This window comes from Butyrivibrio sp. (genome assembly GCF_017433805.1).
In the GTDB taxonomy this organism is placed as follows: domain Bacteria; phylum Bacillota; class Clostridia; order Lachnospirales; family Lachnospiraceae; genus Butyrivibrio.
Map to the genome: position 1 here is coordinate 1 of NZ_JAFRGN010000048.1, position 23,445 is coordinate 23,445.

The window sequence follows — 23,445 nt, forward strand, 5'->3', positions numbered from 1 at the left end:
ATTACACATTCCGTCTTCATCCTGACAGCTCCTATCCTGGCTCCCTGAAAGAGAGCCAGAACAAGTGACAGTATTATCATGATAGATAATGACAAAAAGACCGTTATATATCCCTTAGTTTGTGATCTCACGAGTCTCTTCACTAATTGTCTTAAAGACATCCTCTACGATTCCTGAAATCTGCTTCTTGAATACGATTACCAGTCCGATCAGAACGACGATGATCAAAATGACCTCAACCGTGCCCATTCCTGCCTCGTCATTCCAGAAGGTCTTGATTCCTCCTGCAATCTTATTTCCAATATTTTTTACTCCGTTTTGTAATTTTTTCATTTATATTTACCTCTTCTACCAAACAATTGTCTTTTATTTATGGACTAAAACGTCATATATGCAGGTATCATGATGATTATCATCACGATAAGCAGCATAAGTATCATTGGCAAAAGAAGCTTAGTCCCCGCTTCTTCGCCAGCTTTTCTGGCTCTGTCGAGCCTGTCTTCCTGAGCTTTTCTCGCTTCCTCATTCAAAAGACGAAGTAGCTCACTATTACCCTTTCTAAGATTCTGGGACAGCAAAGTACTAAGTCTCGTATACTGCTGCCCTCCACATCTATAGCCAAACTCCTCGTAGGCATCACTCTCTGATTTCCCTGCTGCCAACTCTCTGGTTGTTCTAAGCATTTCCTCATAGGCAAATCTCTTTTCCTGCCCAGCCTTTAGCTTGGCTACATAGTTCTCAGAAAGCTTTCCAAAGATATTCCTCATGGTCATTCCAGCTCCCAGATATAAAACCATCTGCGAAACAAGCCCCGGATAATCACTTAAAAGCCCCTCATTTCTCTTCTCAATCTGGTCAGCCAGATCTTTATCCTTGAGCACAAAAGTTGCAGCTCCGCTAATTACCATGATGAGCAACAGGATAAGGCTGTTATCTTCTTCTTTTTCTCTCCAGATAATTGTCTCTTCCTTGTACTCAGAAGGAAGCTTGATCTGATCCTGATATCTGGTCTGATCATTACTTAGATCAATCAGCTCTTTAATCTCCTTCTGGATCAGCTCTGCTGCCGACAACTGCCTCGGGATTACGTCGGCATACAGAATCTGTTCCCATCTGCTCTCGTTGTACTTGTAGGTAGCTGTAAGGGTAATAACAATTCCTTCCTCAGGAACAAAGTCCCAGTCTATCTCTCCGTCATACTTGCAGACATCAACATTGTCTATCTTCCAGGAAACTTCAAAGGGATACCCATCTATCTTCTGCACCAGGTTCAGATTTTCTGTGACCTTCTCAAAAGACTCGTTTTCTCCAAGAACAACCTGTTCCATTTCAAGACTGGCCATTTCAAAAAATTCGTCCGCTTCTGCCTTCGTATAAAGCTTTTCATCAATTGTCACATTGAATTGTCCAAGCTCGTTGCCTTCTTCATCCTCAGCAATAAGGTTAAGCGCCAGTGCTCCATCTCCTGGCTGCTTTCTATCTATCAACACATCATCGTGAAGCTCTCCTCCATAAATGGTCTGAAGATGTAAAAGAAGTGCCAAAAAGCTGCCACACAATGACAACAGGATGACTATGCTTATTTTCTGCGCGTAGTAATCCGCCTCCAGCTTATCTGCGTTTGATTCACGATTCAGAGTGGACAGATTCGCCCTTATCTTTTGCGAGCTGACAATCTTTTTCCTATCCTTCAAAAGCCCATACAGATAAAGAGATATTCTATATAGAAGCCTTGCTATCCCTGTCTCATTGATATCCGGAGAAAGCTCTGTATCTTTGGATAGTATTCCTAGCGCCACTACAGCGACAGGAATTATCAAACAAATGCAAATTATCATCACTTCTCCCCTTAAATCCTGATGTTCACGATTTTCTCTGAGAGCACGTAGGATATACAGTAGATCACCATGCATACAGTCATTAGGATAATTCCAAAAAAATTGTGATATAGCGCATCAAAGAATCCCGGACTGGTAATACTTATGTAAAAAATAATGAAGAAAGGTACCATGTTCATAATCTTAGCCTCCAGTCTCTTTGCACTTATCAGCACATCAATTTCTTTTTCTACCTCCAGCTTTCCTGAAATAACGCTTATAGTTCTGTCGATGATCTCTGTCATATTTCCTCCGCTTCTCTTGGCTACAGCAAAAACAAGCGCAAAATCCTGAATATCAGAATTTCCTGTTTCTTTCCCCATTCCGAAAATAAGCTTTTCAAGAGGCACACTGTTTTTAAGCCCCTTGCTGATCCTTGATAGGTAAAAAGATATATCGCTATTTTTTCCATACAAAAGATCCATGTCTCTTCTTGCTTCAAGGAAGGAATTCTCTATTGAAAATCCCGCCTTTAAGCTGGTAAGAACAGAGAATATGGCGTCCTTAAACTGGATTCCAATCTGTCTGCACTTCCTGATACTCTCATTTTTCCTTTGCAAAAGAGTCCACGGAATCGCAATTGGAGATATCATAAGAACTGCCAGCCACGAATCAAAAAATAGTCGCCCAAACATTACAGCTATCCCCACTCCCTGTAACAGAAAAACCAGATCACTTTTCTTCGGCCGGTAATGTAAGACCTGCTGCCACAAGCTTTTCAATGTTCTTAAGTTCACCAGTTTTCCTCCATTCTCCCTTTATCCTCTCCCCTGACTCCTCCGCATTCTCCACAAACCTAAATAGCGGATTCAGCTTAATCTTTCCATTTGAATCAAGCTCTTTTTCCACCTCGCAGATTTCCAGAACCTTTCTGGACCTGTCGCGCAGCCTTCCCAGATGAACAATAACGTCTATTCCTGCTGCTATCTGGCCCCTCACCGCCGCAAGCGGAAGCTCTCCCATTCCCATAAGGCTCATGGTTTCAAGTCTGTAGAGCATATCGTAGGCACTATTGGCATGACCTGTGCTCATTGACATGTGCCCGGTATTCATAGCCTGCAACATATCCACACACTCTCCTCCTCGTACCTCTCCGACGATCACCCAGTCTGGGCGCATTCGCAGCGATGATTTGATGAGGTCTCTGATGGTAATAGGCGCGCAGCCTTCGACGTTTGCATTCCTCGCTTCCAAACGAACAAGGTTGGGCACGCCTATTATCTGAAGCTCCGCAGAGTCTTCAATTGTCAAAACTCTCAAATCCTTGGGAATAAAATCTGACAAAGCATTTAGAAAGGTAGTCTTACCTGAACCGGTACCACCAGAAATAAAGATGTTATAGCCTGCCTTAACCAGAATCCTGAGATAGTCACATAGATAGCTCGATATAGAATCAAGCAAAAGAAGTCTTTCGATGTCTATTGGCTTTTCCGGAAATCGCCTGATCGTGATGATGGGGCCATTGAGTGCCACCGGATCCAACACAATGTTTACACGGCTGCCATTTGATAGCCTTGCATCTACAATCGGCTGTGACTGGTTGACCACTCGGTTACAGGAAGCAACAATCTGCTGAACTACATCCTCAAGCTTTTCTCTGGATTCGAACCTTCCGTTGAATCTGGACAGGCAACCATTTCTCTCAACGAAAATATTGTCCGTACCATTTACCATGATTTCCGTCACCCCAGGATCGTCCACCAACTGCTGCAGAATATCCAGCTTCCTTATGGAGTTAAATATCTGCATCCGAAGCCTTTTCCTGTCTTCGACTGAAATAACCGCATGCCTTAAACTATCTGACAACCTTTGATCCACCAGCTCATACATTTCTTCATCAGTGATGTCCTTGGAATAATCAATGGAACTGATTATCTGCTGCCTTATATTTCTCTTTAAGCCTTCAATTCTCTGTTCCACCTATTATTCCCTCGCTCTCAAGCAGCCTCAAGACATAATCGTCATAGCTCTTTTTGTCCCTTAAGTCTGGCACCTGGCACTTCACAAGCTTCTCTCTTACCTCTTCAAGCTCACCTTGCATCAGCACTTCCTCGAACAGCTTAAGCTTATATTGATCCGATGCATAAGGCCTTGTTATGGTAATAAGCCTGTAACACAGCGCCGCTATATCAAAGAATTCTCCCGGATATTCAGTCATGTCCACCACGATATAATCATATCCGCATTCATTGATTAGAAGACTATATAGATTCTTGAGCTTCTGACAACTTATCTCTTTGATCTGCATTGCAGTCCTGGCTGGCATAACATAATCAACGCCATTTCTGGATTTCTTTATCTTCTCCAGATGAAGACCAAACCTCTCTGCCTCAAGCTCTGCGTAATATATCAGATCTGTAATGTCCTCATCGCTGCTAATCCCCAGCATCTGAGGCAGTGTAGAGAAACTCTCAAAGCTAAGAAAAATAACCTTGGCATCCCTTGCAAGCTTCTCCGCAATATTAACCGCCAGAGTTGTCTGCCCGCATTTCGAAAGTGGTGAATAAAGACCGATCACGCTTCCTTTTCCAGGAGCAGCAGAAAGACTAAGCCCTGTAAATTCCTCTGCTTCCTCAGTGCAAAAGCCCACGATGTCATTTACAATTACAGAAGCCGGCTGATACTTACTTATGTATTTCTTATTAAGATCAGAACTACATTCTCCGTCTTCGCACACAAGACTACTACCGCCAAAGCCCTCATCCAACACCAGTACATTTCTCACATTCTCAGATAGCCTTAGATCATCGATTCCTTCAAGCGCACTCTCAGCAATCATCAAAAGAGCTACCTTAGTTTTCTTAATGAACTGTTCCATCAGATCGAAATCAGTAAAAGAAAAAATGTCAAAGCCAAGTCCCAGATTTCCTCTAAGATACTCATCAAGCCTTCTTAAATAAATCTCATCTTCGTCGCAAATAGCCAGTTTTAATCTGTTCATACAATTCCTCCTAAGACCAAAATAGTACTTACAAGGACTGGAACAGCAAAATGCAAGGTTTTCTTTTCTCTCTTAAAAACAACGATTACTAATGAAATAGCTCCTGCAATGAGGAAAGAATATAAGATACAGGATTGTAATTCCTGAAATGATAAAAAAGATGCTGTAGATAATAGTAATTTAACATCGCCGGCCGCGATACCTCTAAGGAAGTATACCGGCATGAGTACCAGGAAAGTAGCTAAAGTTGCCACAAGCGCCTCTATGAACCTCCCGGTTCCTTGGCTCAAGGCAATTATCAGGCCCGTCAGTAGTCCAGGTACTACCCAAACATTATAAATTTTGTCTTTGGTAAGATCAGTAAATACCGCTCCTGTCAAAAACAAAAGCAAAACCGCTCTTATCTCTATCCACTCCTTTCAAAGTTTTGTGTCGAGCTCGCGATTAAAGAATTTAGCACCACAAAAAATATTTGTAAACCCCCTCAAATTTTCCCTCGCACGCCAATATTAATTTTTTGTTCGAATGGAGTCGAACACTTTATAAACTCCTCTAAACATAGAAAAAGAGCGGCTTCAAACCCATTCTTTGTAGAAACAGTCTTCGCTCGCTCTTTTAGATTTCGTATTATTCTATTTTCTTTATTATGAATCTCAGAAGCAAAATTAATAGTTTAAAGATTTTCTTAAGCCATGTATCCGCGGTTCATGGAAGCTGCCGTCACATCCTCATTGAGACTGTGTTTTCCATAGGTCAGGCCAGCGTAAACTGTCTGTATATTTCCCATGGTAGGAGCACTTTTATCCTCTGACTCGATCTCTTTATAAGCTGCATGGAGGGATTTGAAATTCTGCTTAACTTTGCCAATTCTTTTTACACTACCCTGTACGCCTGCTGCCGTGAGCTCTGTCTTGGAAAAAATATAGAGCTTATGGAGCATTCTACCCAGCTCCATCTTAAGATTAACTGAGCGGATGAGCTCATCAATTACATTCTGAGCATACAAAAGGTTTCTGTCAGCGATATCTCTTTGCCCATTGGTCATAGCAGCTTCTGCATCGCTTATATAATCGATGACCATCTCATATAGGATTGTGATCATCTGAGTTTTATTGGCCTGAGTGATCTTAAGGGTATATTCCTGTTTCTTTTCCTGTGTCATGGCATATCCTCGCTAATCAAACTAATTATCACTGCAAAAGCTGTAAAACCTGTGAAGGTCTTTCATTAGCCTGGGCCATCATTGAAGTTCCAGCCTGTGAGAGAACCTGCTGTGTTGAATAAACTGTCATCTCTTCTGCCATATCTACATCCATGATTCTGGAATAAGCAGCTGTCATGTTCTCAACTGTGATATCGATACTGCTGGAAGTATGCTCCAATCTATTCTGGTAGGAACCGAGTCTGCTTCGGATTGAACTGATATTTGCAAGGGCTCCCTTTACATCCTCGATTGCCTCAAGGGCACCTTCTGGATTAGCCATATCAAGGTTGTAGATTCCAAGAGTTGTAAGGTTAACTCTGGGGATTCTGATATCAAGTGTCTGACCCTCATTAGCTCCAACCTGCATTGTCATAGCACCGCTGGCTGTAAGATCCACAAATACTGTATCGCTAAGTGCTCTGTCAATCTGGATATCGATCTTCTTACCAGTACTGTCGCTAAGTGTCAATACGTCCTCGTTAATAGATGCGATCATTCCGTTGTTCATATATGAAGATGTTGTTCCATCTGCATTAACTCTTTCGATCTTAATAGCCTTATCGCTGCCATTTTCAAAGAAGATTCCCTGCTTATCTACACCGGTTGTTCCTGTAAGGTGCATATAGGAAACATCGATACCAGTAATCTTGTAAACTCCTGCTTCTACAACGTCTGAGTAGTTAATGACTTTTACATTAGCATCAGTCTTGGAGCCTGAGAAGCTGTCGCCGATTGTGGCATAGCCCTTAAGATCAAAGGTTCCATCAAGGATACTCTGACCATTAAACTGTGTGGTCTCTGCCATTCTCACAATCTCTTCTTTTAAAAGAGTTACCTCTTCCTGGATTGTCTCTCTGTCTGCATCTGTAAGTGTTCCGTTACTAGCCTGAACAGCCAGCTGGTTCATTCTCTGCAGAATCTCCTGGATCTCTGAAAGGGATCCGTCAGCAACCTGTACAATTGAGATTGCGTCATTGGAGGTATCCCCGGCAACTCCGAGACCTTCGATCTGTGAATTCATTCTTCTGGACATCGCAAGACCTGAAGGATTATCCTTTGCGTTGGCGATTTTGAGACCGCTGGACAATCTCTCCAGTGATTCAGATAAAAGAGTATCATTTCGCTGAAGCGCGTTATTAGCGATCATCGCTGACACATTATAATTAACTTTCATTTCTACCTCCTTAGAGAGCCTCTATAAATGCTTTTGCCATAGACAGTAAAATACTTGTGTCTGTAAATGTCTTTTGATTGCCATCCGTGGCATTTGCATTAGCTGTTCCTACTGAGATAGGCTGTGTCTGCGCATGGTAAAGGATTGCAATGTTGTCCTGGCCCACGCCAAAATCCTTTAGTTTCTCAGCCAATTTCACGCACATTTTAGATCTAACGCTTTCCATGTATTCTACTTCTTCGGTGCTCTGGCCATAGGTTGTGGTGATCATTCCACTAACAATGCCATTCTTTTCAGAAAGAGTGGCTGTGACCATACCATACTCGTAGGTTTGAATACTGGCTTCCATCCGTGAATCCATGCTTGCATCGTTTTTCAAAGTGATGTGCATGGAAATCTTTTGCCCATCGATCATGACAGGTACATCGAAGGTTCCCCTCTCTGAGCCAGCGCTCATAACGGTTAGTCTTCTCTGCATGAGGTTGATTGCTCTTACATCAATATAAGTATCGTCCTCATCCATCAGCAGTTCTTCCAGGCTGTCAGAAATGTTTTGAAGAGCATTCTTGTAAGTGTCTTCATAATCCTGCTCACCAAGAGCGTCCACCAGCAAACTCTGCTCTTTGGTGGCCATCTCTTTTAACAGCTCTTCCGATTTCTGCCAGATACTACCGTTCTTACGGTCCCTTCTATTGGAGATCATAGCTTCCAGGTTGTTGAAGTTGACTTCCATATTAAGGCTCTTAAGCTCCTCATATGCGCCTTCTCCATCGCGTACCTGGGCCGTCTCTCTTATCTGCCTGACAACTTCGTTGGCGTAATCCCTTTCAAGCTCCTCATTTACCCCAGCACTTTGCAGATCTTCTGCAAGTTTTGGTAAAAGAGTACTCTCGTCAGGTTTGGCCATCTGAAGTTTTTCGGGCTCAAGATTCTCATATACTATATCGGCCTGTGCCCTATAATATCTAAAGGCCGAACTGATTTGTTCATCAATTTTTAATTCTGATGATCTGCTAATGGCATCAATACCACCAAAGCTGTCATCTACTGTATAATCCATTCCATGTCTTGATGCCTTCTGGGTTCTGGTTGCTGTTAAAAGATTTCCCAAAGTCATCTTGGCTCCTGTCTTAATGACAGAACCTATAGCCTGATAGTCACCCGCCTTAAGCGTATGGAACAATCTGTATATTCCGATAAAAGATTCCTTCTCTGCTTCTGTAATACCCTTTTGTCTCTCAAGCTTGTACAGGAATTTGGAATATTTCTCATCTGACTTGGATCCGCCCTTTCCAGAATCATCGCCATTAAAATTCTTGTTCAGATTCTGTGAGAGTTCCTCAATAGTCATGCCAAGAGGATTCTTGCCTTCTCTGATGATATCGACAACCGCTCCTGGTTTAAGTCTGTCCATGGTATTCTTTAGCATCTGATCCCAGGCTCTTACCTTCTCAAAATTCTCCTGAGTCATTTCCATGCTGTTATATCCAAGAACTCGTATTGCTCTTCTATTTTCTTCACTTGGCTCCTGTCCCATATCCTTAAGGATTTCATCAACATTCTGGAATGCCTTTTTGATACTGTCGCCAAGATCCGCTCTAGGTGCTGTCATCAGTGGTTCATAGCCCTGCTGGGCTTTTTTGTAACGCATCTCAATGTCGCTTGATACTTCACTGATTCTGGAAAGAGACGCTGTCTCCATCTCATCCAGCATTGCACCGGTAACATCAATAGGTCCGCGGCTAATGATGCTGACTCTGCTCAGAGTTGCTTCTATGAGATAACCAGTATTCTGCGGAGTCACGTTTGTTATCTTATCAATCGCTACACCTGCAGTCTCGCAGGCAAGATCTCCAAGTATGTTATGGAGCTTCTCTATCAGCTGCTCCATAGGTGCTGTATCAATTGAAAAACCGCTGCTAAGAAGCTGCCTGTTGGCATCTACTGTCATACGAAGTCGTACTTCTTCGAGCTGCATTCTGGCCTGAATAAAACGTGTATCCTGTGTATCGATAGGACATTTATCCACATATTCTGAAGTAATGGAATTCTTGATCGATTCAGCTCTCAGAACGGACAGATTCAGCTCTTTTCCCGAGTGAAGGCCTGTCCTTATATCGTTATCAGAAATCTTTTCGAAATCATCCTTAATGGCATATGCTCTGGAAAAAAGACTTCTTGGATCTGAAATGTCAGCCATAGTAGCTTTCTTACCATCAGCTATGGCCGCAGCAACAGCCTTTGCTCCTGTCTCTTCAGATATAGGAAAAGAAATCTCTTTTACCCTGTGTACACCGGCAAGTGTATCAGCTGTAAGCGGAATTCCCTGCTGAATAGCCCATCTGGCTTCTTCTCTTACCTGTATGTTTTCCTTATCAAATCCTGCCTCTTCGATTATCTTGTCTATCTGGCCATCAAGCTGCTCCCAGTCATAGGCCTCTGCCTTCTGGGCATAATATCCGCCTGCATCCTGAGCATAGAAGCCTCTTCCTGACATGTTCTGGCCGTTGGTACTGTGAGATGCACGGTAAATATTCTCAATACTTGGGCTCATGTTGTTGAGGACAAGATATTTAACCGCAGCATCATCAAGTCCCTGAATATCAGCAACTTCAGAGTATGCAACGCTTGCAGCTTTTATATTTTCATAGGTGACGGGAATGTCATTTTCATGGAAGCTCTTTTGTAATTCTGTAGCAAAAGACATGCTGCCTGTGATCCTGGCTAGCTTATCAAGGCTCATATCATCGTTAAAGCCTACGATTTCCTGCCCAGACTCCAAAAGAACACTCTTGATCTTATCAAGAATGGTCACAGTTTCTGTACTGTCCATATTTTTAATATCAAATCCATCCTCAGCGGCCTTGGCATAGTCCTCTTTGGACATGGTATTTGATAAAAGAGCCATATAGTTATGCTGTGTCAAAACGTCCGTGTTTTCAGCCATTTCGCTTATGTTATCTAAGCTCTTGGCCTGACAGGCATAAGCATTATTACTATAAATGCTTGAATCAAGCTGTATACTAACTGGATCAGAAGTAGTAGCTACAGATCTTGACTTGCCAGCTTTGGATGCGAAAGCCTCCTTTGGTTCCATCCCAAGAATATCAAGACTCTCATCTTTTCCATGACTGGTAATTGCCTGAAAGTTAATATTCATTTGTACCTCACTATTTTTATCACACAAAAAATGGTGATGAACATATTATTCATCACCATTTATTTCGGCTTAGTTTCAAAAAACTTTACTTTTTAGTTTTCTTAGTCTGGAAGAGGAATACCTCGGCACCATATGGTGGAAGGTCAAATTCTATGCTGTAATCCTTGTAATCACATAGTCCTTTTTCAGCTTTTATCTTATCTGGAACACAGCTGCCTGATCCGCCATAGCATTCCTGCGCGCTATCAAGGAGCTTGGTATAAGTGCCATCAAATGGAACGCCTACCTTGAAGCCTTTTCTCTCCATAGGAGTCATGTTCAGTACAAAGAGAATGTTGTCCTTGCCATTAGAAGCTCTGCGGTAGAAGCTATAAGTGCTGCGCTCCTTGTCATCGGCATTGATCCACTCAAATCCTCCCCAGTCATTATCCACTTCATAAAGAGCTGGATACTTTCTGTAGAGCTCAAGGAGCTTACCTACATAATCCTTCATTCCTCTATTAAGGTCGTTCTCTAAGAGGAACCAGTCGAGCTCTCTCTTCTCGCTCCACTCACGCTCCTGACCAAAGTCCTGACCCATGAATAAAAGCTTTTTACCAGAGTGACCAAACATGTAAGTATAGCCAACTCGAAGGTTCGCGTACTTATCAACCTTGTAACCAGGCATCTTCTCTACCATTGAGCACTTAAGGTGAACTACCTCATCGTGTGACAATGGGAGAATATAATTCTCAGCATCATTGTAGCTCATTGCAAAGGTCATCATGTAATGAGCACCCTGTCTGAAGTATGGATCAAGCTTCATATATTCACAGAAGTCGTGCATCCATCCCATGTTCCACTTAAATGCAAAGCCAAGTCCATCCTCCTCTGGTGGAGCTGTAACCTTAGGCCACGCTGTGGATTCCTCTGCAATAGTGAGGATATTAGGATATGTTCCTCTTACTACGCTATTAAAGTGCTTAAAGAACTCGATAGCATCGAGGTTCTTGTTATCGCCATATTTGTTAGGCACCCACTGTCCATCTCTTTTACCATAATCGAGATACAGCATTGATGCCACTGCATCTACTCTAAGTCCATCGATGTGGAACTTGCGGATCCAGTATAATGCATTAGCTATGAGGAAGTTCTTGACCTCAGGCTTAGCAAGATTGAAAATCTTGGTGCCCCAGTCAGGATGTTCACCCTTACGTGGGTCTGGATCTTCATAGATACAGGTTCCGTCAAAACATGCAAGCCCAAATTCGTCGGGACAGAAGTGAGCTGGAACCCAGTCAAGGATAACACCGATTCCATGCTTGTGAAGTGTATTAACCAGATACATGAAATCTGTTGGCTCGCCATATCTTGCTGTCGGAGCATAGTAGCCAGTTACCTGATAGCCCCAGGAGCCATCAAATGGATGCTCAGCTATTCCAATGAGCTCGATATGTGTGTACTTCATTTCCTTGAGGTACTCAACAATTCTGTCTGCAAACTGTCTGTATGTATAGAAGCCGTCCTCAGTTCCATCAGGATGTTTCATCCATGAGCCAATGTGGCATTCATAGATGGCGATGGGCTGACGGTTCATGTCTTTACCCTTAAGTGAGTCATACCACTTGGAGTCTGACCACTTAAAGCCTGAAAGATCTGTTGTCCTGGAAGCATTGCCAGGTCTGAGCTCAGCATAGTTGGCGTAAGGATCAGCCTTGTAAAGCTTCCTTCCGTCCTGAGCTGTAATGAGGTATTTGTATAATGCTCCTATTCCTACCCCCGGAATAAACAATGTCCAGATGTTACCTGTCTTGGTGCGCTGCATCTGATGAGCATTTTCATCCCATCCGTTAAAATCACCTACAACATGAACATCAGCGGCATTTGGTGCCCATACTGCAAAAAAGAATCCTTTTTTCCCCTTCTCTTCTGCTGGATGAGCTCCTAATTTATCATAAATCTCATAATGTGTGCCCTGTCCAAATAAGTATTCGTCGTCCTCAGATATAAAAACCTTTTGACTCATAAATAACCCCCTCAGTTTATTTGGTACTTATTTCTTAGTGCATAAAGTCTTTTTCTCTTAAGATGATCATATCATTCTCATCGTATCTCTTGTTGACAAGTACATCTACAAAATGGCCTATTGAACGCTTCTCAGCATAGTAAATAGCATCATCGATGATATCCTTAACCTCTGCCACTGTTACTTCGTGGTCAAGAGTCTGTCTCTCTGAGATTCTGGTATGAAGAGCCAGAATTCCAAGGTTATCAATAGCATACTCTTTCTCATAGGCGTACTGTCTTGCATAAGCTACAAGAGAATCATCATCAAGCGCTTCGATATCAACTCTTACATTGAAGCTCTGCTTAAGTGATGGATTCTTGTCAAGGAATCTGTCCATATCCTCTTTGGTGTCTTCCATAACAAGGATAAGACCCTTATTCTCTTCCTGAAGAATTCCAAGAAGCTCATTGACTGTTTCCTGGTTAAGATCAGCAGCCCTCTGAATGATCAGCGCTCCATTTGCAAGCTTATCAAAAATGCTGCTGGTGCTCTTCTTGTTGAGAGTGTTAGCTGTAATCTTGGCAACCTTACCACTGAAGTTGGAATCAGATGCCTGAACTGCCTTGATAAGACCCTTAGCCAGGTTAACAGTTCCTGCCCCCTCCTCACCAGTAACGATTGCGTTACCTGTGAAGGCATCCATGCTCAGATTGTCGATAGCATTGATGATCTGTCTTCTGGATTTCTTGTGATGAATATATGGTCCAAAGAGCTCTTTTTCCTCTGGTGTCATTGTTCTGACACGCTCTTCAATCTCTCTGTTTCCAAGGTGCTTCTTGCCATTTTCTTCTGACTTAGATTCAGGTCTAGCTACCTGCTTCTGAGTAGTTTCAGGCTTGGCTTCAGGATTCTCACCTTCCCATTCATCTTCTGGGATGTCTTCTTCAGCTTCATCCTTATCAGCGTCTTCATCATCAGAATCTTCTGCTTCTGACTCATCCTCGTCATCTGCTGGTGTTACAGCATCCTTCTCGGATGTAACAGTTCCAACCTCTGACTCTTCCTCGCTAGCAGCAAGCTCCTGTTCTACAGTATCTGCATCCGCATCTACTTCCTCAGGAAGCTCATCTGGAATCTTATCAAGCTCAGCAGAATCAGAAACGTTTAATTCCTTGGCCTCAGCCTCATCAATAACCTCATCTACTGCGGCATTGATAACGTCTTCTCTATTGACCGACCAGTCGCCTCTTCCAGAAGCTTTGTCATACTGCTCCTTTTTGAGGGCGTCGGATATAGCCTTCTCAATCTTTTCCTGAAGGCCTTCCTTGGTCAGCTCGTCGTAATCAGCAAACATATTGCCAGTTTCGTCTGCAACTCTCTTCTTAACTGCAGCAAACTGTTTCTCTTTCTGATCTCTCTTGAACTTCTCCCAGTTGCCGAGATACTCATCTATACTGATCTGACCAGTAATCTGCTTCTCAACCATTGGCTCTGGCTGAACTGCCATGCTGATCTGACCGTCTGATTCCTGTGCAAGAATATTCTCAAAATGCTTGGGCATCTGATAGCTTGCATTAGGATGGATAACAGCTCCTGGAACTTCGTCCTCAAGAGGCTTCTCCTCATAAACAACTCCTCTGTAAAGAGGTGCTGTATTTGTATCTATATCTGTAGCAACAGCTTCGTCTGTATCCTGTTCTGATACTAACTGCTCGTACTGCTTGGCCTCTCCTAGGATAGGTCCATTTCCGCCATATTTAATATCAATACCCATCTGAGGCGCTGTAGGAATATCCTCTGTCTGTGTATCAAAAAAGATTTCCTGCATGCTGCCAGTTGGCTGTGGCTGCTCTTCTGCTACATCACTTTCGGATGCATATATCTCTTTAAGCCCCTCTGCAAGTGCCTCCTGAAGATTCATGGTGTTATATGCACTTACATCTACAGATGGCTCTTTAATCTCAGTAATGCGAGAATAAACAATAGTATCTGGTGCTGGCTCCTGTGGCACATTGCGTGACATAGTGTACTCTTTGATCACTTCATCTGTTACAGGTGGCATTTCCTTGGTAGGCTGCTTGCCCTCTGGAACATACTCAGCTGAAGGAGTAGGAATCTCTGCAGTAACTGCAGGTGTTGGAGCAGCCACTGGTGAATCAGGTATTGTAGCAGACTCTGTCACAATGCCATTTTTGATCTTGTATCTGTTATATCTATCCTGCTGTTCTGGTGAAAGAGGCTCATGAAGTGCCTTGAGTTCAAGAGCTTTCATGACGTATCTTCCCTCACCAAACCAAAGGAACATCTCATCACACTCTTCTACGCACTCAGTAGTAAGGCCTACCCTGTGATAAAGGTATGCCAGTTCATATGCCCATCTTTCTCTGTAATCGTGTTTTTTGAATTCTTCAAGGACAGCAATTCTCTCTTCAAGGCTGACTTCCTGTGCCTCGTAGAGCTTGTACTGTAAGATATATCTGCCTGTATCTCTAGGCGCTATTCTGACAAATTCCTTATAATATTCAACCGCCTGAACAAACTCGCCCATCTTGATAGCCAGTTCGCATAAAGAGTATACGATTGGCCTTCCTGTAGGGTGCTTGTCATACGCCATCAGAAGAACATCTCTACTCTCCTCAAAACGGCGATTGATCTTATATAAGTCACTGATGGTGCAGAGCATAGATACGCTCTTAACACGCTTCCAGTCTATTGTATCAGCAATTTTCACTGCTTCGGCATATCTGCCTTCCCCGATCAGAGCCTTAATCTCGTCAGCCCTGATCTTATACTCCACTTTATCCAAAACTTTTCCCCTTTGGTACCAACAAAACTACATATAAAGTTAGTTTAACATAGCGCTACTTCTTTGTAAAATATCAGAAAGCCTTGCAAACTGCTCTAAACTCAGAATTTCCCCACGTGCTTTTTCGTCAATTCCCATTTCTACTAAGGCATCCTGAACCTGCTGCCTTGAAACCCTCAATGCAGGGTTGTTTGCGAGGGAATTGGACAGCGTTTTTCTCCTCTGGTTAAAAGAGGTTCTGATTATCTCAAACATGTATTTCTCATCCTGAACCTGAACTGCCGGCTCGCTATATCTTGTGAGCTTAACAACAGCCGAGCCTACTCCAGGCTGCGGAATGAAGCTGCTTGGTGGAACATCCATAACCTCGTTGGCCTCAGCGTAATATCCAACAGCCAGTGAAAGAGATCCATAATCCTTGTTGCCAGGTCCCATGGCCATACGATCTGCAACTTCCTTCTGTACCATTACTGTAATACTCTCAATTGGAGCACCACTCTCAAAGAGCTTCATAATGATAGGAGTTGTGATGTAGTAAGGAAGATTAGCTACAACCTTGATTGGTTTACCACCGTTGTACTCTTTAACAATCTCGTCTATATCAACCTTGAGAACGTCCTCATTTATTACAGTTACGTTGTCATACTCAGACAGTGTATCTGCAAGAACAGGAATCAGGGTCTTATCAATCTCAACAGCAACAACCTTACCTGCTGACTCAGCCAGATACTGAGTAAGACTTCCTATACCAGGGCCAATTTCAAGAACGCAGTCATCGCTTGTCACTCCTGCGGCGCTAACTATCCCATCAAGTACGCCACTATCTATCAAAAAGTTCTGTCCAAATTTCTTTTTGGCACTCATGCCATATTTTGCCAGTACCTCTTTTGTTCTGGCTGGATTACCTAAATATGCCATATTACCTCCAAATCACATCTATGCAATCTATCAATATCATTTTACAGCCTATACATGCGTTTTGCATTTTCTTCTGTAATTCTTATTACTTCTTCCTCGCTGATGCCCTTTATCTCAGCCATCTTGCTGACAACATAAGTAAGATATGTGGAATTGTTCCTCTTACCTCTAAAAGGCTCTGGTGCAAGATAAGGACAATCTGTCTCAAGAAGAATCCTGTCCATAGGTGTCTGCTCTACTACTTCCACCATCTTCCTACCATTCTTAAAAGTAAGAACTCCGCCAATTCCAATATAAAATCCCATATCAACGCACTGCTTGGCTACTTCCCTGGAATATGAAAAGCAATGTACTACTCCGCCAATTTCTCCTGCGTTCTCACTTTTCATAATCTCGAGTGTATCCGCAGCAGCATCTCTTGAATGGATAACGACAGGAAGCTTAACTTCCCTTGCAATATCAAGCTGTCTTATAAACCATTTCTTCTGAAGCTCCGGCGCCGGATCAGGCCAGTGATAATCAAGACCAATCTCTCCAATTGCTACGCACTTATCATCCTTACTCCACTCATAGAGCCTTCCAATATTCTCATCATCCAGCTCTTCAACCTCAGATGGATGTACACCAACAGCAGCATAAAAGAAATCATATTTATGAGCCAGGTCCATCGCACTCTGTGAACTAGATAAACTAGCACCTATATCAACTACATTTCCAATCCCTGCAACCTTAAAAGAACCAATAAGGGACTCTCTATCTATATCAAATTGCTCATCATCATAATGAGCGTGTGTATCAAATATCATTTTTCCTCCAAAATTCATGTCCATTTTTATATTTTATACCAAAAAAGGGCTCGCTCCAAATAATTTATCATAAAAATTTGGCCGTTAAAACCGCATAAATACTGCATCTTAAAATTTTTTTAAAAATTTTTGAAAAAAGTGCTTGCATTTTCTTTTTCACCGTAGTAAGATATCACTTGTCGTTAAGACATGGCAACGCCAAGTAAATAACGAATGCACCGCTAGCTCAGTTGGTAGAGCACCTGACTCTTAATCAGGTTGTCCAGGGTTCGAGACCCTGGCGGTGCACGCCGAGTACTGTTTTCGTGGGTATATCCCATGGGGATGGTACTTTTTTTCGCGTTAAAATGAGCCACGCAATATAAAAGAAAGATAATGAATGTCATGAGGAGCTTGCTCATCTAAGACTTTCATTATCTTTCTTTTAATTTATGCGGCGAATGCCGCGTAAATGAGAAATGCGTAGCATTTCGAATATTGCGTGCCTGCATCTATTTTGCGCATTTAGTCCATTATCGATGCCCATTTTAGCCCTTTTCTTTTATCAAAAGCATCGAAAATTGATTTCTACGCAATATAGATGCAATTTCTATTTCTATGTTGGTCCAAACTGCATCTATTATGACCAGTTAAATGATAATCGATGCAAAACTGATTTTGCTTGATCAAGATGCATGACATCACTGAATTCATATCATGCACATCTTCCCAATAAAAGAGAATAGTTTTAAGATATTAGCATATGCAGAAAGTAGAACTTATAAGAAGTAATAGAAAATCAATAGCGATAGAAGTGACCAAAGATCTAAGAATCATAGTCAGGGCGCCGCTTAGGATGTCTGAGAGGGAAATTAACCGTTTTATTGGTGAGAAGGCAGACTGGATTGAAAAGAGCCTTAAAAAGATGAAAGAAAGAGCTCAAAACGAATCCAAAAGTACCCCATTATCTGAGCAGGATATAAAGCTGCTTGTTACCAAGGCAAAAAGGATCCTTCCTCCTAAGGTTGAGAGATATTCTAAGATACTCGGTGTTAGCTATAACAGAATTACCATTAGAATGCAAAAGAGCCGATGGGGAAGCTGTTCAGCTCAGGGAAATCTTAATTTCAATTGCCTTCTGATGCGAGCTCCGGATGAAATTATAGATTATGTTGTTGTACATGAACTATGTCACCGCAAGGAAATGAATCATTCAGACAGATTCTGGGCACTTGTAGAAAGTATACTTCCCGATTACAAGGAAAGACGTAAATGGCTTAAGGATCACGGAAGTGAATTAATGGTCAAATAATTATAATAAAAACCTCAGAACACTCTATTTGAATGTTCTGAGGTTTATTTCTTCTATATATTATTTATTCTCCTGAGCCTTTTCTGGGTGCTCAAGCATCTCCTGCATTGTGTGCCAGCCAAGTACTGCACATTTAACTCTTGCAGGCATATGAGCTACATCCTGAAGAGCTGCTGCCTCATCAAGAGCCTCAATGCTCTCTTCGTCTGTAATCTCGCCCTTGATCATTCCCATGAAAGTTCCAGCAAGCTTGATTGCCTCTTCCTTGTTCTTGCCAAGAATCTGGTCAACCATCATATCTACTGATGCCTGTGAAATAGCGCATCCACTTCCATCGTAGGAAGCTGCCTTAATAACATCTCCATCAAGCTTCATATAAAGAGTAATGTCATCTCCACAGCTTGGATTAACACCTCTAAGTACCAGATCTGCATCCTCAATCTTACCTCTGTTAACAGGGTGAAGATTGTGTTCATTAACTATCTCGCGATATAACTGCTTAAGCTCCATATCCCATAACCTCTCTAACCTTGGACAGCTTATCAAGGAAAACTGCTACTTCCTCTTCAGTATTATAGAAGTATACACTGGCTCTTGCGGTAGAACCTGCTCCTATAAACTGCATAAGAGGCTGTGCACAGTGGTGTCCGGCTCTGATACATACATGATCATCATTAAGTACTGATGACATGTCATGAGGATGAACACCTTCCATTGTAAATGTCACAATTCCGCAATGCTTTCTGTAATCTTTGGAACCATATACCTTGATGTATGGAAGCTTAGCAAGTCCTTCCATGATCAGCTTGGTAAGTTTAAGTTCCTGCTCTTCTATTTTATCAAATCCTACTGATTTAATATACTCTATTGCTGCAGCAAGTCCTACTGCATCTCCAGCGTTTACTGTTCCAGCTTCGAACTTATGAGGAATCTCAGCATAAGTAGCATCAGTTCTGGTAACATATTCGATCATCTCGCCGCCTGTTAAAAATGGCTGCATCTTCTCAAGAAGCTCGTATCTTCCATAAAGAGCTCCAATTCCCATAGGTGCAAGCATCTTGTGACCTGAAAGAGCAAAGAAGTCTGCTCCTATAGCCTGAACATCAACTGACATGTGTGGTGTTGACTGAGCACCATCTACTACCATGATAGCTCCCTTAGAATGAGCATATTCTGCAATCTCTTTAACCGGATTAGTAATACCAAATACGTTAGAAACATGTCCAACTGCTACAATCTTGGTCTTATCTGTAATCTTGGACTCATATTCCTCTTTAGTAATAACACCCTCTTCATCAGGCTCAAGGAAAACAAGCTTAGCACCATTCTTCTTGGCAACCATCTGCCATGGAAGAAGATTACTGTGATGCTCCATTACTGTAACAACGATCTCATCGCCTTCGTGAACATTTTCCATACCATAGCTATATGCTACAAGGTTAAGAGATTCTGTAGTATTTCTGGTAAAAATGATCTCTTCTGCCCTGCTGGCACCGATAAAATCGGCAACAGTACTTCTGGCATTCTCATAGGCTTCTGTAGCACCCATACTCCAGTCGTATAAGCCTCTTAAAGGATTAGCATTGGTTGTCTTATAGAAGTTTGTTACTGCATCCAGTACCTGTCTTGGTCTCTGAGATGTAGCTGCGTTATCAAAATATACATAATCGCCAGAATTCAAGATGTCGAAATCCTTGCGAAAATCCTGCAAACTACCCATGGGTCTTTCTCCTGATCAAATAATATTCTGAATATAGTGCTGTGCTCTCTGCGCCAGTGCTTCATCTGGAATGAGTCTCGCTACGCTATCAAGTCTTGCCTTGACCATAATACGCTTAGCCTCTTCCTCATCAATTCCTCTTGTCTGCATATAGAAAAGAAGGTCCTCACCGAGCTGACCAATTGTAGCTCCGTGGCGTCCATCCATATCCTCTTCCTGGCAAAGAATAATAGGCATTGTACGGTTGATTACATCGTCGCCAAGAAGAAGTACATCTTCCTGCTCATCGCCAACTGAACCAGCACTACCATTCTTGAAATCAATAGTAAATCTAAGTGTCTTCTGTGCTTCATCCATGAGGACACCCTTGAACTGCATAAGCGCGTTTGTCTTCTTGCCTCTGTGATCTGCCACAAAGTTAATATCCATGTGGTGATCCTCGCGGCTAAGATAAGCAACATCACTAGTAAAATCAGCCTCTTTAGCTGTGAGATTCATATAGCTTCCGGTCCATACCTTCTGTGCACCGAGCTCTAATGTAACCAGCCTGATGGCGCCCTTTTCATAGCAAGCACCGCCAAGGTCATCGAAATGAAGATAGCCATTTCCAAGCATCTGAGTCTTAACAAGGATAACCCTTGCTCCCTCCTCAGCCAGAACTCTGGTACTTACGCCAAGGAAGCCTGCTGCCTCTTTATCATCCTCAGAAGTGTAATCCATGATCACTGTAATCTCTGAATTCTTCTTGGCATGAATAACCTGAGAAGCAAGACGGCCATTTCCATTCTTCATATCAAAACGAAGAACGATAGGCTCTTTTACAACTGTGCCCTCTTCTACAGTGTAAACATCACATTTAGCACCTGTAGAAATAAATAGCTTATCTACATCAACGCCCATTCCAGTTCTAACTGCCTGTTCGTTATCTCTGGCAGAAGTATCGCCATTAGGCTCACCTGGAACGCCTGTTGATACCAAAATCTTATCTTTATTTGCTCTGAAAACCTCACCAGCTTCATCAAAAGAAACACCGCTCTTAAGGCTAACACCCTGTGGAACAGCTGCTGGTACTGGACTTTCTACTGAATCTATTGTTATATCTGAAGCATCGAGTGTACTGTCGTTTACTCTAAGGAAATTGTAGGTATAAACTGGCAGTACATTAACCTTCATATTTAAATCTGTATTCATGTTATGCTCCCAAATCTTTTTCTAAGAAACGTCCTAAAGTAATACGCTTATTAATGTCCGCTCATCTCAAGCTTGATCAGATTGTTCATCTCAACCGCATACTCAAGAGGAAGCTCTTTGGAAACCGGATTAGCAAAGCCGCTTACGATCATGGCCTTGGCATCCTCTTCACTGATACCACGTGACATGAGATAGAAAATAGCTTCGTCGCTGATTCTACCAATCTTAGCCTCGTGTCCTACATCTGCATCGTTAGTACGAATATCCATAGCTGGAACTGTATCTGCTCTTGAAATGCTATCAAGCATAAGTGAATCACAGGAAACAGATGCCTTAGCCTTCTTGGCTGTCTTCTGGATTGTTACGCTACTCCTGTAAGTACCGATTCCGCCGTCCTTGGAAATAGACTTAGTGGAAATAACAGAAGAAGTTCTCTCACCAATGTGAACAACCTTGGCTCCTGTATCAAGATTCTGTCCCTTACCAGCAAAAGTAATTCCTGTAAATTCCATCTTGGAATTATCACCCTTGAGGATAGTCATAGGATAAAGATATGAAGTGTGAGAACCAAAAGATCCTGATACCCACTCCATAATTCCATTCTCCTCAACTACTGCTCTCTTGGTGTTAAGGTTGTACATATTCTTGGACCAGTTCTCAATTGTTGAGTAACGAAGTCTCGCACCCTTACCAACAAAAAGCTCTACGCAGCCAGCATGAAGGTTGGCAACGTTATATTTAGGTGCAGAACATCCCTCGATGAAGTGAAGATCTGCACCCTCATCTACAATAATAAGTGTATGCTCGAACTGTCCTGCTCCAGCTGCATTAAGTCTGAAGTATGACTGAAGAGGAATGTCAACCTTGACTCCCTTAGGAACATATACAAAAGAGCCACCTGACCAAACTGCGCCATGAAGAGCTGCAAACTTATGATCTGTAGGAGGAACAAGCTTCATGAAGTGTTCCTTGATCATGTCTGCATATTCACCGTGAAGTGCACTCTCAAGGTCTGTGTAGATTACGCCCTGGGCAGCAACCTCATCCTTAACATTGTGGTAAACAAGCTCTGAATCGTACTGAGCACCAACACCAGCCAGAGATTCTCTCTCAGCCTGTGGGATTCCAAGCTTCTCAAAGGTATTCTTGATATCCTCTGGAACATCCTCCCACTTGCCCTTCATATCTGACTTGTGTCTAACATAAGAAGAAATTCTGTCCATATCGAGGCCTTCGATACTTGGTCCCCAATTTGGCATCTTGATCTCTTCGTATAACTCAAGACATTTAAGTCTGAAATCTCGCATCCATTCAGGGTCATTCTTTTCCTCAGAAACCTTGAGAACTGTTTCTCTAGTAAGACCCTCGGCCATACGATAGAAGTCTTTTTCTGACTCCACATCTTTAAAATCATATAAACTGCGGTCGATATCGGCCACAATCTGTTTATTATCGCTCATATCAACCCTCTTTATACAAATCTCTCAAAACCATTTGCATTGATCTCATCAACAAGTGAACCATCGCCAGTGTGAACGATGTTACCCTTAACGAGTACGTGTGTGTAATCTACGTGAAGAGATTCAAGAATCTTAGTGCTGTGTGTAATGATAAGAAGAGCTCCATCCTTCTTTTTCTGGTACTCTTCGATACCCTTGGAAACTGTACGAACAGCGTCTACGTCAAGACCTGAGTCAGTCTCATCAAGGATTGCAAACTTAGGATTAAGCATAAGAAGCTGAAGGATTTCAGCCTTCTTTTTCTCACCTCCAGAGAATCCTACATTGAGATCTCTGTCTGCATATGACTCATCCATTGAAAGAATCTCCATTGCAGCCTTAAGTGACTTCTGGAATGCAAGAAGCTTAACAGGAGCTCCTGTCTGTGCATGATATGCATTTCTAATGAAGCTGCTAAGGGAAATTCCTGGAACCTCATATGGATTCTGGAAAGAAAGGAACATTCCAGCCTTAGCTCTCTTATCAGAAGAAGCTGCTGTAATATCCTGTCCATCAAAAGTGATGCTTCCCTCAGTTACGTTGTAATGTGGATTACCCATAAGCGTAAAACCAAGTGTAGACTTGCCTGCTCCGTTAGGTCCCATGAGTACGTGAGTCTCTCCTGGCTTGATATCCAAATTGATGTTATGAAGTATAGGAAGTTCATTATCTATAGATACTGATAAATCCTTAACCTGTAATAAAGACTGTTCTGACATTGTAATAGTTCCTTTCATATATACGCAAAACTATTTCCTACTAACTTAGTAGGATTTATATTAACACCAGCAAAACACTATGTCAAATGACAAACAAACATAGTTTATCACAAAAGACCTTGACATACTATATAAAACTCGGTAGAATACAT

At 42.2% G+C, this 23,445-nt stretch carries 19 protein-coding genes and 1 tRNA gene; 2 read left to right on the forward strand and 18 right to left on the reverse strand.

Features of this window, described 5'->3' with window-relative positions:
- Positions 1 to 114 precede the first annotated feature (114 nt).
- From IJI01_RS11900 to IJI01_RS11960, 13 genes are all read right to left on the reverse strand, one after another.
- Positions 115 to 333, reverse strand: coding sequence for a Flp1 family type IVb pilin (locus IJI01_RS11900; protein ID WP_330623158.1), 219 nt, complete (start codon positions 331 to 333; stop codon positions 115 to 117).
- A 44-nt stretch (positions 334 to 377) separates the two neighbouring features.
- Positions 378 to 1,838 (reverse strand): type II secretion system F family protein, encoded by a 1,461-nt coding sequence (locus tag IJI01_RS11905; RefSeq protein WP_292190581.1) that lies wholly within the window; start codon positions 1,836 to 1,838, stop codon positions 378 to 380.
- 11 nt (positions 1,839 to 1,849) lie between these two features.
- Entirely contained in the window at positions 1,850 to 2,512 is a 663-nt protein-coding gene (locus tag IJI01_RS11910) for a type II secretion system F family protein (protein ID WP_292190584.1), read from the reverse strand.
- 37 nt (positions 2,513 to 2,549) lie between these two features.
- Entirely contained in the window at positions 2,550 to 3,797 is a 1,248-nt protein-coding gene (locus IJI01_RS11915) for a CpaF family protein (protein ID WP_292190587.1), read from the reverse strand.
- Positions 3,781 to 4,818 (reverse strand): hypothetical protein, encoded by a 1,038-nt coding sequence (locus IJI01_RS11920; protein ID WP_292190590.1) that lies wholly within the window; start codon positions 4,816 to 4,818, stop codon positions 3,781 to 3,783. Before IJI01_RS11920 ends, IJI01_RS11915 begins: the two co-directional genes overlap by 17 nt.
- Complete coding sequence (locus tag IJI01_RS11925) at positions 4,815 to 5,210, reverse strand: A24 family peptidase (RefSeq protein WP_330623159.1); 396 nt, start codon at positions 5,208 to 5,210, stop codon at positions 4,815 to 4,817. The genes IJI01_RS11920 and IJI01_RS11925 overlap by 4 nt, the downstream gene beginning before the upstream one ends.
- Positions 5,211 to 5,503: 293 nt before the next feature.
- Positions 5,504 to 5,980 carry a flagellar export chaperone FliS gene (locus IJI01_RS11930; protein WP_292190596.1) on the reverse strand — a complete coding sequence of 159 codons (477 nt, stop codon included), beginning with the start codon at positions 5,978 to 5,980 and terminating at the stop codon, positions 5,504 to 5,506.
- A 28-nt stretch (positions 5,981 to 6,008) separates the two neighbouring features.
- Positions 6,009 to 7,196, reverse strand: a complete 1,188-nt coding sequence (locus IJI01_RS11935; protein WP_292190598.1) for a flagellin N-terminal helical domain-containing protein — start codon at positions 7,194 to 7,196, stop codon at positions 6,009 to 6,011.
- A 10-nt stretch (positions 7,197 to 7,206) separates the two neighbouring features.
- Entirely contained in the window at positions 7,207 to 10,356 is a 3,150-nt protein-coding gene (locus tag IJI01_RS11940; RefSeq protein WP_292190600.1) for a DUF6240 domain-containing protein, read from the reverse strand.
- 85 nt (positions 10,357 to 10,441) lie between these two features.
- A complete protein-coding gene (glgB, locus tag IJI01_RS11945) occupies positions 10,442 to 12,361 on the reverse strand; it encodes a 1,4-alpha-glucan branching protein GlgB (RefSeq protein ID WP_292190603.1) in 1,920 nt (639 codons plus the stop codon).
- 34 nt (positions 12,362 to 12,395) lie between these two features.
- A complete protein-coding gene (locus IJI01_RS11950) occupies positions 12,396 to 15,149 on the reverse strand; it encodes a tetratricopeptide repeat protein (protein ID WP_292190606.1) in 2,754 nt (917 codons plus the stop codon).
- Positions 15,150 to 15,188: 39 nt separating this feature from the next.
- The gene (rsmA, locus tag IJI01_RS11955) at positions 15,189 to 16,067 is read right to left on the reverse strand and encodes a 16S rRNA (adenine(1518)-N(6)/adenine(1519)-N(6))-dimethyltransferase RsmA (protein WP_292190609.1); all 879 of its coding nucleotides are present in this window, start codon (positions 16,065 to 16,067) and stop codon (positions 15,189 to 15,191) included.
- A gap of 41 nt (positions 16,068 to 16,108) precedes the next feature.
- Positions 16,109 to 16,873: a TatD family hydrolase gene (locus tag IJI01_RS11960; RefSeq protein WP_292190611.1), complete on the reverse strand. Its 765-nt coding sequence runs from the start codon at positions 16,871 to 16,873 to the stop codon at positions 16,109 to 16,111.
- 215 nt (positions 16,874 to 17,088) lie between these two features.
- Between IJI01_RS11960 and IJI01_RS11965 the strand changes: the two genes are divergently transcribed.
- Positions 17,089 to 17,161 (forward strand) — tRNA-Lys (locus IJI01_RS11965).
- A gap of 454 nt (positions 17,162 to 17,615) precedes the next feature.
- Positions 17,616 to 18,164 carry a M48 family metallopeptidase gene (locus IJI01_RS11970; RefSeq protein ID WP_292190615.1) on the forward strand — a complete coding sequence of 183 codons (549 nt, stop codon included), beginning with the start codon at positions 17,616 to 17,618 and terminating at the stop codon, positions 18,162 to 18,164.
- A 60-nt stretch (positions 18,165 to 18,224) separates the two neighbouring features.
- Here IJI01_RS11970 and sufU read toward each other — a convergent pair whose 3' ends face one another.
- From sufU to sufC, 5 genes are read right to left on the reverse strand one after another with little or no spacing between them, the layout of a single operon-like run.
- Positions 18,225 to 18,674: a Fe-S cluster assembly sulfur transfer protein SufU gene (gene sufU / locus IJI01_RS11975; protein ID WP_292190617.1), complete on the reverse strand. Its 450-nt coding sequence runs from the start codon at positions 18,672 to 18,674 to the stop codon at positions 18,225 to 18,227.
- Positions 18,664 to 19,884 (reverse strand): aminotransferase class V-fold PLP-dependent enzyme, encoded by a 1,221-nt coding sequence (locus IJI01_RS11980; protein WP_292190621.1) that lies wholly within the window; start codon positions 19,882 to 19,884, stop codon positions 18,664 to 18,666. The genes sufU and IJI01_RS11980 overlap by 11 nt, the downstream gene beginning before the upstream one ends.
- 15 nt (positions 19,885 to 19,899) lie before the next feature.
- A complete protein-coding gene (locus IJI01_RS11985) occupies positions 19,900 to 21,075 on the reverse strand; it encodes a SufB/SufD family protein (protein ID WP_292190623.1) in 1,176 nt (391 codons plus the stop codon).
- A gap of 50 nt (positions 21,076 to 21,125) precedes the next feature.
- Positions 21,126 to 22,535 (reverse strand): Fe-S cluster assembly protein SufB, encoded by a 1,410-nt coding sequence (gene sufB, locus IJI01_RS11990; protein ID WP_292190626.1) that lies wholly within the window; start codon positions 22,533 to 22,535, stop codon positions 21,126 to 21,128.
- Positions 22,536 to 22,546: 11 nt separating this feature from the next.
- Entirely contained in the window at positions 22,547 to 23,293 is a 747-nt protein-coding gene (sufC, locus tag IJI01_RS11995; protein WP_292190629.1) for a Fe-S cluster assembly ATPase SufC, read from the reverse strand.
- Between the last annotated feature and the right edge of the window lie 152 nt (positions 23,294 to 23,445).